At 34.3% G+C, this 11,052-nt stretch carries 13 protein-coding genes; 2 read left to right on the top strand and 11 right to left on the bottom strand.

Features of this window, described 5'->3' with window-relative positions:
• Positions 1-84: 84 nt before the first annotated feature.
• Positions 85-1,038 carry an HU domain-containing protein gene (locus FEM21_RS13485; RefSeq protein WP_035661323.1) on the bottom strand — a complete coding sequence of 318 codons (954 nt, stop codon included), beginning with the start codon at positions 1,036-1,038 and terminating at the stop codon, positions 85-87.
• Positions 1,039-1,140: 102 nt separating this feature from the next.
• On the opposite strand from FEM21_RS13485, the gene dprA reads away from it, so the two are divergent.
• Positions 1,141-2,241, top strand: a complete 1,101-nt coding sequence (gene dprA, locus FEM21_RS13490) for a DNA-processing protein DprA (RefSeq protein ID WP_035661327.1) — start codon at positions 1,141-1,143, stop codon at positions 2,239-2,241.
• 111 nt (positions 2,242-2,352) lie between these two features.
• On the opposite strand, the gene trpS is transcribed toward dprA, so the two are convergent.
• From trpS to FEM21_RS16785, 3 genes are all read right to left on the bottom strand, one after another.
• A complete protein-coding gene (gene trpS, locus FEM21_RS13495; RefSeq protein WP_035661330.1) occupies positions 2,353-3,330 on the bottom strand; it encodes a tryptophan--tRNA ligase in 978 nt (325 codons plus the stop codon).
• A gap of 136 nt (positions 3,331-3,466) precedes the next feature.
• Positions 3,467-3,643, bottom strand: a complete 177-nt coding sequence (locus FEM21_RS16780; RefSeq protein ID WP_316930344.1) for a GxxExxY protein — start codon at positions 3,641-3,643, stop codon at positions 3,467-3,469.
• Between the two features lies 1 nt (position 3,644).
• The gene (locus tag FEM21_RS16785; RefSeq protein WP_316930346.1) at positions 3,645-3,836 is read right to left on the bottom strand and encodes a GxxExxY protein; all 192 of its coding nucleotides are present in this window, start codon (positions 3,834-3,836) and stop codon (positions 3,645-3,647) included.
• Positions 3,837-3,959: 123 nt separating this feature from the next.
• Between FEM21_RS16785 and FEM21_RS13500 the strand changes: the two genes are divergently transcribed.
• Complete coding sequence (locus tag FEM21_RS13500) at positions 3,960-4,721, top strand: lysophospholipid acyltransferase family protein (protein ID WP_035661332.1); 762 nt, start codon at positions 3,960-3,962, stop codon at positions 4,719-4,721.
• Positions 4,722-4,782: 61 nt separating this feature from the next.
• Here the strand turns inward: FEM21_RS13500 and FEM21_RS13505 are convergent, their stop codons facing one another.
• From FEM21_RS13505 to FEM21_RS13535, 7 genes are all read right to left on the bottom strand, one after another.
• Positions 4,783-5,190 (bottom strand): hypothetical protein, encoded by a 408-nt coding sequence (locus tag FEM21_RS13505; protein ID WP_035661335.1) that lies wholly within the window; start codon positions 5,188-5,190, stop codon positions 4,783-4,785.
• Between the two features lie 178 nt (positions 5,191-5,368).
• Entirely contained in the window at positions 5,369-6,376 is a 1,008-nt protein-coding gene (gene recA / locus FEM21_RS13510; protein WP_035661338.1) for a recombinase RecA, read from the bottom strand.
• A gap of 166 nt (positions 6,377-6,542) precedes the next feature.
• Complete coding sequence (locus FEM21_RS13515; protein ID WP_035661341.1) at positions 6,543-7,052, bottom strand: acyl-CoA thioesterase; 510 nt, start codon at positions 7,050-7,052, stop codon at positions 6,543-6,545.
• 96 nt (positions 7,053-7,148) lie between these two features.
• Positions 7,149-7,532, bottom strand: a complete 384-nt coding sequence (locus FEM21_RS13520) for a hypothetical protein (RefSeq protein ID WP_035661344.1) — start codon at positions 7,530-7,532, stop codon at positions 7,149-7,151.
• Between the two features lie 5 nt (positions 7,533-7,537).
• A complete protein-coding gene (locus tag FEM21_RS13525; RefSeq protein WP_035661347.1) occupies positions 7,538-8,686 on the bottom strand; it encodes a DNA polymerase III subunit in 1,149 nt (382 codons plus the stop codon).
• A 156-nt stretch (positions 8,687-8,842) separates the two neighbouring features.
• Complete coding sequence (locus FEM21_RS13530; protein ID WP_035661530.1) at positions 8,843-10,576, bottom strand: alpha-L-fucosidase; 1,734 nt, start codon at positions 10,574-10,576, stop codon at positions 8,843-8,845.
• A 76-nt stretch (positions 10,577-10,652) separates the two neighbouring features.
• Positions 10,653-11,012: an L-rhamnose mutarotase gene (locus FEM21_RS13535; protein WP_316930345.1), complete on the bottom strand. Its 360-nt coding sequence runs from the start codon at positions 11,010-11,012 to the stop codon at positions 10,653-10,655.
• Between the last annotated feature and the right edge of the window lie 40 nt (positions 11,013-11,052).

Genomic DNA, 11,052 nt, shown 5'->3' on the forward strand with positions numbered 1-11,052 from the left:
TTGTGCAAACATAGGATGACTACCTAATTATCCTTTGTTCTGTAAAAACAAAAAACCTATTCAGTTATGAATAGGCTTTTGATATTATAATGATTCTACAAGTAACCAGGCTTCTGGATTATCTGATTTTTGAACTTCGTTTTTAACTTTATAAGCTTCGGCATAATTCGAAAAACTTCCATAAAGTACCGGATAAAGACCGTGTTTATTAACTTCTAATCTTCTGGCTTTGTAACCCATTTTAGTTAATCGTTGCAAAACCTGTTCGGCATTATTCTCATCTCTAAAAGCACCAGCTACAACGTGATACGGCATTTTTACTTCTTTTTCTTCCTTAGCAGCTTTTACCGAAAGCATTACAGGAGCCATTGGTGTCTTGATAAAAAAAGTAGCTTCCTGAATTTTAGTTTCTACTTGTTTTTGAACTGCTTTTTCAACTAATATTCGTTCAGTAGCAATTTGGTTTTGAAAAACCGAATAACCAACACTTCCTAATAATCCCAAACCTAGAACAAAAACCGCAGCGTATTTTATGTAAGAACGGCTATTTTTTTCTTCGTTAACCAATGAAATCACTTCTCTTTCTTCGATAACTTCTTCAGCAGTTTCTATAGTATCTCTTTTTACAACCGGAGAAATAAAAGAAGTTAAACCAAAAGAACTCGTTAAATAATTCTTTTGATCTGCTGGTGTAAAAATCAAGTGATCAGTACTACTCAACACAAAACTACCCACATTTTTAACAGTCAACGTTCTGTTTTGTTCCAAAGCTTTTTTCCAGTTCAAAACCTCATATTGAATCGCACTAATAGCGTATTCATAAGATGTTTTTTCTGTTCTGGCAATATGATTTGCTAATAAACCATCATTATTTTTAATGTTGGAATTAAAAGAAATCATTTTTTTAGGTGGAAAAAAAGAATTAGCGCTCTCAACCCATTGTGCCGATTGGATTTCGGTCAAAAAAGCACCAAAACCAGGAATGGTAACACATTGATAACGATATAAAAGTTGGCCTATGTAGTGTTCTATATTCATACATACAAAGTTATACAACGAAAATAGTTATCAAAATTTTATTCACAATTTTTATTAACAATCTGACCGAAAATTTATACATTTCAGTCTCAAATATTTAGCATGACAACATCCGATTTATTTTATATATTAGCTTTACAGCGAATTGAAGGCATTGGCGATATTATGGCAAAGAAATTAATCAGTCATTGTGGCTCGGCCGAAGCTGTTTTTAAGACAAAAAGCAACCAACTCGCCGCAATTGATGGTGTTGGCTCTATATTGCTAAAAAACCTAAAAGACCAAAGCGTATTTGACAAAGCCAATAAAGAATTGGAATTTATCCAAAACAACAATATAAACGTTTCTTATTTTCAGGACGAAAATTACCCGGAAAAGCTCAAACATTGCTTTGATGCACCCGTATTATTATTTACAGCAGGAAATATCGATTTAAAAAACCGAAAAATCATCAGCATTGTAGGTACACGCCAAATCACTTCTTACGGAACTGAATTTTGCAAAAAACTTATTGAAGATTTAATTCCGCTCAATCCGGTAATCGTGAGTGGTTTTGCTTATGGTGTTGATATCGTTGCACATCAACTGGCTATGGAAAATAATTTGCAAACCATAGGCGTTTTGGCTCATGGTTTAAACCAAATTTACCCTAAAAATCACAAGAAATACATGGCTAAGATGGAACAAAACGGCGGTTTTATGACCGAGTTTTGGAGTTCCAGCAATCCTGACAAAGAAAATTTTGTCAAGCGGAACCGCATTGTGGCTGGCATTGCCGAAGCTACAATTGTTATCGAATCGGCAGAAAGAGGCGGATCATTAATTACCGCTAATATTGCCAATGATTACAACCGCGATGTTTTTGCCGTTCCCGGCCGTACTACCGACAAATACAGTGCTGGCTGCAACAATCTTATCAAAACCCAAAAAGCAAATGTACTCACCTGTGCCGCCGATTTGATTTATATGCTTAATTGGGATATTAAAGAAGAACCTAAAACGGTACAAAAACAACTATTTGTTTCACTCGACAACGACGAACAAAAAATATACGATTACCTTTTAAAAACTGGCAAAGAATTAATGGACATCATTGCACTGGAATGCGAATTTCCAATCTACAGAGTTTCCAGCATTTTATTAAACATGGAACTCAAAGGCGTAATCAGACCATTACCGGGAAAATTGTTTGAGGCGATTTAAAAGAAAACCGCAAATTATCATGCAAGGTCTTTTCTTGACCTTGTAGGTATAAAACATAAAAAATCAACACCTACAAGGTTTTAAAAAACCTTGCAGGATTAAAACAGAATCTTATTTTACTCCGAAACCTAATTTCTCTCTCACTCTAGCTAAAACACCATTGGCTACAGCCGAAGCTTTCTCAGCTCCTATTTTCAATAAAGCATCAACTTCTTCTAAATTGTTGATGTAATAGTGGTATTTCTCTCTTTCAGTTTTGAAAGTTTCACAAATTAATTCGAACAAAGCTTGTTTGGCGTGACCATAACCATAATTTCCGCCTAAATAATTGGCTCTCATCGTTGCAATTTGCTCTTCATTGGCTAACAAAGAATAAATAGCAAAAGCGTTACAAGTATCTGGATTTTTAGGAGCTTCAAGCGGTGTACTATCCGTTTCAATACTCATTACTTGTTTGCGTAAGGCTTTATCTTCTAAGAAAATATTAATAATATTATTAGCCGATTTACTCATTTTTCCTCCATTGGTTCCCGGAATCAGCATACTATCATCCTGAATTTTAGCTTCCGGAAGCACAAAAGTCTCTCCCAATTGATGATTGAAACGTGAAGCCACATCACGCGTAATCTCCAAATGCTGTAATTGATCTTTACCAACAGGAACAAATTCGGCATCGTACAATAAAATATCAGCAGCCATAAGCATTGGATACGAAAACAACCCTGCATTTACATCTTCCAATCTGTCTGCTTTGTCTTTGAAAGAATGCGCCAGAGTCAATCTTTGGAACGGGAAAAAACAGCTTAAATACCAAGACAATTCAGCCGTTTGTGGTACATCTGATTGACGATAGAAAACTACTTTGTTTACATCTAATCCAAAAGCAAGCCAGGCTGCCGCAACACTATATGTATTATTTCTTAAGGTTTCACCGTTTTTTATTTGAGTCACCGAATGCAAATCGGCAATAAAAAGAAAAGATTCGTTTTCAGAATTATTAGATAATTGTATTGCTGGAATAATTGCTCCCAATAAGTTTCCTAAATGCGGAGTTCCTGTACTTTGAACTCCAGTAAGTATTTTTGCCATTATATTTTATTGCTATCGCTGTACTTTTGTTTTACCGCAAAGGTTACAAAGTTTTCGCGAAGTTCACAAAGTTTGTTTTATTTTCTATCGCAAAGAAAGCAAAGTTTTTTTGCAAAGTTCGCAGTATTAACTCTTTTTATAAATTATTTACCACTCTTCTAATTCCATTTTTCAACAGAACTTCATTAAAGTTTATCAATAATCCGAGTTTATAATTTCCTAACTTTAAATAAGTCAAAGTTTGAGCAAGATGAATTACGCTCAAAGATTCTACACTTTTAAGTTCTATTATTAATTTTATTTCTACTAACAAATCAACCCGATAACCACAATCTACAATCTAATTGTACTTCTTCAAAAATTACCGGCATAGACTTCTCTTTTTCGACAAAAAGTCCGGACTTATTTATCTTGTAAAACAAACATTCTTTATAAGTACTCTCCAACAATCCCGGACCGAGCGCTTTATGAACTTCAATCGCTAAACCTATTACAATTTTCGAAATATCATTTTTCTGTCATCGTTACTTTTTTACTTTGCGAAAAATCTTAACGCCCTTTGCGGTTAATTCCTACCAAATTTAATTGTTTTTGATAAAAATCATTTACTATTCCTTATTTTTGACCACATGAAAGGCATAAAAATAATTTTCTGGATCCTTTGGCGCATTTGGTTTTATATCCTGATAGCCGTACCTATTTTAGTATTCTTTCCTATCTTAATCCTTACTATCCTTTCTGAAAAAGGTTATCCGTATTTTTTTAGAATTGCACGCATTTGGGCAAAATTCATCCTCTTCGGAATGGGATTTTATTATAAAGTAGATAGCGAACAAACGATTGATGAACACAAAAGCTATATGATTGTTGCCAATCACACTTCGATGACTGATATTATGCTGATGCTAGCTGTCGTTAAAAATCCTTTTGTTTTTGTTGGAAAACAGGAATTGGCTAAAATTCCGCTTTTTGGTTTTTTCTACAAAAGAACCTGTATTCTGGTCGATAGAAAAAATTCCCAAAGCCGAATGGCTGTTTTTACCAAAGCACAAAAAAGAATTCAACGTGGTCTTAGCGTATGTATTTTTCCCGAAGGCGGCGTTCCCGACGATGAATCGGTAGTATTAGATCATTTTAAAGAAGGTGCTTTTAAACTCGCTATTCAGCACCAAATTCCTATTTTACCTATTAGTTTTGGTGACAATAAAGAACGACTGCCTTATACTTTTTTTGCAGGAAGTCCGGGAATTATGCGTGTAAAAATTCATAAACAAGTAGAAACCTTAGGCAAAACAGAGTCAGACAGAAAAGAAATTCGTGAAAGTGTAAGAGCTACAATTTACAATCAATTAGTAGAATTTGAATCTGAAAAAAAGATAAAGACCGCTTAAAACAAAAAAATCACCTCGCACAAGCTGGTGATTTTTTTTATATTTCAAAACTTAACAAAGTTTATTCAGTTACTTCAATTTCTACTTCTTCAAATGTATCTTTACCTTCTGCATCAGGTCCTTTATAAAATTTAAATGTATAAGTTCCTTTCGTTGTAGGAGCAAAATTAAAAGAAACTTCAGATAATGGCGGCAATACATCCGAACAAACATCACCTTCTTTTACATTAGCATAAATAGCAATCGTTCTGGTACTATTCTCTGAATAATAATAAATTCCGTTGTAATTATAACAAGCAGTAGGTTTTTGATATTTCAACTTCACTTCATGAGTTGTATTTACTTTAAAAGTTTCCGGAAGAGTGTAACTTTCAATTGGCAAAACATAATTTGTGTATCTATCCGGTTCATCTACACTACAGCTTAACAAGGTGGTCATCAAGACTAAAAATAAGGCTATTTTTTTCATTTTTCTGAATTTATAAATTAACAATATATTGCTGGTTCTTTTTATAAAGACAGTAATAGTTCAAAAAGGTTGCTTTAAAAAACGAATATTTTAAAAAAGTGAAGTTAAAATGCTATTTAAGCAAAAAAAATGCCCGTCCTATTTGACGAGCATTTTAATTTATAATTTAATCAGAATTTTAATTTTCAGCTAATTCTTTAATCTTAGCTTTAATTTTTTCTTCTAATTCTTCGGCTAATTCCGGGTTGTCTTTAATCAATGATTTTACTGCATCACGACCTTGCCCTAATTTAGTTTCACCATAACTAAACCATGAACCTGATTTTTTGACAATTTCGAATTCTACTGCTAAATCCAGAATTTCTCCAGTTTTAGAAACTCCTTCGCCATACATAATATCAAATTCAGCTACTTTAAATGGTGGAGCTACTTTATTTTTAACAATTTTCACCTTAGTTCTGTTACCAATAACATTCTCTCCGTCCTTAATTTGAGTAGAACGACGAATATCTAAACGTACCGAAGCATAAAATTTCAAAGCATTTCCTCCCGTTGTAGTTTCAGGATTTCCAAACATTACTCCAATTTTCTCTCTCAACTGGTTAATGAAGAAAACAGTACAATTAGTCTTACTGATAGTTGCTGTTAATTTTCTCAAAGCCTGAGACATTAAACGCGCGTGAAGTCCCATTTTAGAATCTCCCATTTCACCTTCAATCTCACTTTTTGGCGTTAAAGCCGCAACCGAGTCAATTACAACAATATCAATTGCTCCTGAACGAATCAGGTTTTCAGCAATTTCTAAAGCTTGTTCTCCGTTATCTGGTTGCGAAATAATTAAGTTCTCGATATCTACACCTAATTTTTCAGCATAATTTCTGTCAAATGCATGTTCAGCATCAATAAAAGCAGCAATTCCACCCGCTTTTTGCGCTTCGGCAATAGCGTGTAGCGTTAAAGTAGTTTTACCCGAAGATTCCGGTCCATAAATTTCGATAATTCTACCTTTTGGATATCCGTTTACTCCTAATGCTAAATCTACTCCTAAAGATCCTGAAGAAATTACCTCAACTTCTTCAATGGCCTTATCGCCCATCTTCATAACAGTCCCTTTTCCGTAAGTTTTATCCAGTTTATCAAGGGTAAGCTGTAAGGCTTTTAATTTGGCTTCTTTCTCTGTACTCATCTTCTCTTTTTAGCTTTTATTTCTTAAATTAATTTGTTCTTATACCTACAGAAACTAAAAAAATAGCTTCTAAATTTTTATTCTCACTTTTTTTGTGTTTGTAAAAATACTTCTTTTTTTGATGCAAATTTTTCGTTTAAAAAGATTTTATCATCAAAAAGAAAACTTACTCAAACAACGCCCTCAACTCGGTTGCTTCTTCGGGTTTTATTTTTCCAGCCAATAATAAACTCAGTTGTTTGCGTCTTAAAGCGGCGTCATAACGATGGATTTCTAGTTTCGTTTCAGGAATTATCGGAGGAACTTCAACTGGTTTTCCTTTTGAATCTACTGCTACAAAAGTATAAATGGCTTCATTAGCTTTAGTTCTTTCTCCAGATTCTCTATCTTCAACCCAAACATCAAGATATATTTCCATTGAAGTTTTGAAAGCGCGGGACACTTTTGCTTCAATAATAACAACGCTTCCTAATGCTATAGCTTTATTAAAAGCAACATGATTTACAGATGCCGTTACCGAAACCTGTCGCGAATGTCTTCCTGCAGAAATACTTGCCGCACGATCCATTCGGGCTAATAATTCGCCTCCAAAAAGATTATGCAAAGCATTTGTTTCACTTGGCAAAACCATATCGGTTAATATCGTTAAGGATTCTGATGGATGTTTTGGTGTCATCTGATTTTTGATTGAAGATTAACGATTTTTGAATTCAGATTTAATTAGAATTGTTTATTTTGACATTGAAATTTTCATTGTTATTGAAATTGATTTTTAAGTTAACCAATATACCGCAATAACTGCAGGAATAAAATAAATAACAATTGTTCTGGCGCCATCATAATCTCTGGCTAATCGTTGCCCAAAAAGCATCATTAACAAAGTAATTGCCGAAAAAACAGCTCCGTAAAATCCAAAAACTCTTCCGTTACTAACCATTAATTCGATACAACCTACAAAACATAAAATTGTCGAAATTAATTCCATGATAACCAGATTAATTAAGGCCAATTTTACATGATTTTTTAATTTAGTCTTGGCAAAATGTTCTTTTAACCAATTGACATTATCTTCCCAATAAAAAAGTTTTTCATAACTGGATTGCAAAAAAGTAATCCCAAAAAAAACTAAAATTAAAATTGAAGCAACATTGTTCATAGGTATTATTTTTTATGGATAAGACGAGTTAATTTGATGGATAAATCGGTTAAAATTATTTTAGCATTTCCGTTACGCTCTATGTGATACATCGCATCCGAAAGTTCTTTAAAGATATCCTGAATATTATTACCATTTACAAATGGCGCAAAATTTTCTAATTTAAATTTATCGACTTTTGGTTCGAAATAAACTAAGCTTGGCGTTTCGTAATTAATCATCAATGCCTGACGGAACATTTCCATGCAAAACTGCAGGAATTTCTTTTGAGCCTCACGCCCTAAAGCAGCAATTTTTTCGCTCCAAAGAATTAAATCCTGAATGGCAGCGGCATCTTTCTTAGCTTTAAAAGCTGCCCGAACCCAGGTTACAAACCATTGTTCAAATGGATGCTCTTCGTCTTTATCATGCAATAAATGCAAAGCCGCATTGTAATTTCCCTGCGCCTGATGGGCTAATTTTGCAGCCAATTTTGAGTCGATTTCTTCACGGGAAACCAAAGCTTCAGCAATAACGGCTTCGCTCAAACCATTGAAATGTAACACTTGGCAACGCGAACGAATGGTTTGCAAAATATCTTCTTCATTTTCCGAAATCAGAATAAATATGGTTTTCTCTGGCGGTTCTTCGAGTAGTTTCAATAATTTATTGGAAGCAGCGATATTCATTTTATCAGCCATCCAGACAATCATAATTTTATAACCGCCTTCGTAAGCTTTTAACGAAAGTGATTTTAGGATTTCCTGAGCATCATCGACCCTGATTTCGCCCTGCTTATTCTGAACGCCTAAAACAGCATACCAGTCAAACAAACCACCATAAGGATTTTCGAGTACAAATTCTCTCCAATCAGCAATAAAATCAATACTTTTTGGATTTTTCTTTACCTCATCGGTGGTTACGGTTGGATAAGCAAAATGCAAATCGGGATGCGAGAGCTTTTGAAATTTTATATTACAGGCATGATTTTCACCATTATTCTCTCCGTTTTGATTGCCACACAAAATATATTGTGCATAAGCAATTGCCATGGCTAAAGTTCCGCTTCCTTCGGGACCAACAAATAATTGTGCATGCGGAATTCTACCTAAATCAGCGCTTCTGCTAAGATGGTTTTTAATGTGTTCCTGCCCTAAAATTTCAGAAAATTGCATAAAGCAAAGATAGCAGAAAATGGATAAGTCTAAAATTTTAGATTATAAAGTTTCGGAGCTAAAATTAGGTGAATACTCAATTTATGTCTTCTCATATACTAAAAAAGGCAACTATAATTACTTACAGTTACCTTTTTCAATATTAGAGCTATTTTTTTACTCAATTTCAAAAGTTACAGCTGTAGCAAATGACATATCCTTAGGGCAAGTTATTTGTAAACCATCAGCTGTTTCTTTCCATTTTAACTTTCCTTTGTAACCTAACAACTTAACGGTTTTAACTTTCTTACCATAATGCTTTGCATCTGTAGCTAGAGACTTAATTTTTATTTGAGTATTCGGAGCTGGTACGTTCATACAAAAAGCATATAACTTATTGTTTTTTCCAACTGTAAATCGGATATCCTGAGCGTTAAACTTAAATTCAGCTTGCCTACTACCCAATTTTCCTCCAGGAAGCATTTTTAACTTTCCATTAATCATTTCTCCTTCTGCAGGAATTACCCAGGCATGACTTCCATATACTCCTTCTCCATTCAGGCGCATCCAGTTTCCTACTTCTTTCAACATCTTTTGACTCTCTTCATTAATTGAACCGTCAGGCAATAAAGAAATACATATTGCCGCATTTCCATCACGTGCAATAGCTTCAATTATATAGCGAATCATCATACCAGAATCATAGGTAAAATCCGGAGCATAAAACCAATCTCCTACTGGAGCTTCGGCAATCCAGGGCTGGTCTTTTTTAATCTCTGAAGGAATACCAAACTCCTCGGTATTTACTGTTCCATTAGTATTATTTCTAAATTTAACAATGCTAAAAGTATTTACCTCACCGCGACGCTGTAAACTAGTATTGTAAAAATCAGCCATAACGGTTTGCATTGCATTTGCTTTTAAACCTGCTCCGGTTCCATCTCCTGTAAATGGTCCCTGAACCGTACCATCAGTATAAATAAAATCAGGATCGTAATGTTGCACAACATCCATCATTCTTAAAGCCCAATTTGTAGCATACCATTTAGCATATCCTAAATGATTACTAAATATTCCTGCTGGTGGTGGTGTCCAATCAGTATGGGCATTTTTTTCAACCCCTTTGTATTCTCTTAAATCAATACCATAAAGCATTTTTGGATCGTATCCTTCCCACCATTTTCCTTTACCATCAGCAAGCGTAAGATGACCATCATAAGGTATTCCTTTTTTGGCTCCATCTTTATCACTTCCAAATGCTGTTTGCCACCACCACCATGTATACTCGTGATGAAAAGTGACTCCATATCGCATTCCGATTGCTTTACAGGCTTTTGCCCATTCACCAATCAAATCTCTCTTTGGTCCAATGTTTACTGAATTCCAAGGCTGATATTTAGAATTCCACATATCATAATTATCATGGTGTACTCCTTGAATCATTAAAAAACGAGCACCTGCATCCTGATAAATTTTTGTGAGTTTCTCTGGATCTAACTTTGTTGGGTTCCAATCACGCAAAACTTCTTTGTATCCTGATTCAGAAGGATGTCCATATTTTTTAATATGATTTTTATAGGCAACTTTATCTGTTTTATAAAGATTACGTGCGTACCAATCCCCACTTTCTCCGGCAGCTTGCGGTCCAAAATGAACCCATATTCCAAACTTTGCATCACGAAGCCAGGCTGGTTCGCCAGGGTAATTTTTTTCTATCGATTCCCAACTAGGTTCAAAAGGTCCTTTTGTAATAGGTATTTCTAACTTTACCTCAGGAAATGTTTCTAAATCTCCCATTGGCACGCTATTCAAAGCTAATGGAGCTGGTATGGCGGGCATAGGATTCTTTTCTTGTGCATAAACACTAAACTGAAGTAGAGATAATAGCGTGAATAAAATTTTCGTTCTCATTTTTTTTATTTTATTTATTATTTGAATCATTTTGTAACTGAACGTTCCAAACTGACAACCTGAATTATTAAATTAATTATTCCAATTTATATATTTGTTCCATCTGCAACCATTTTTCGCCATCTTTGGCTCCTGGAGGTGCCTGTTGAAATTTCCACATCAACTCTTCCCATTCCTGAACTTTTGGATTGGCAGCATCCATCATTTGTTTGCGTTCTGGAGTATAACTTTCGTCCACTTCCATAATCATAAACAGTCTATTGGAAAAAAGATAAATTTCCATATCTATTACACCCGAATCTTTGATACTTTTAGTGATTTCTGGCCAAGCACTATCCTTTGAATGATAGCGTTTATATAGTTCTATTAATTCTGGATTATCAACTAAATCGCAGGCGTAACATATTTTTTTTGAAACCATAAATTTTATTCTCATTTACAAAGAAATAGTATTTAATTCCGGAATTTGAAATTCC

Origin of the sequence: Flavobacterium seoulense (genome assembly GCF_000695795.1) — a bacterium.
GTDB classification, from domain to species: domain Bacteria; phylum Bacteroidota; class Bacteroidia; order Flavobacteriales; family Flavobacteriaceae; genus Flavobacterium; species Flavobacterium seoulense.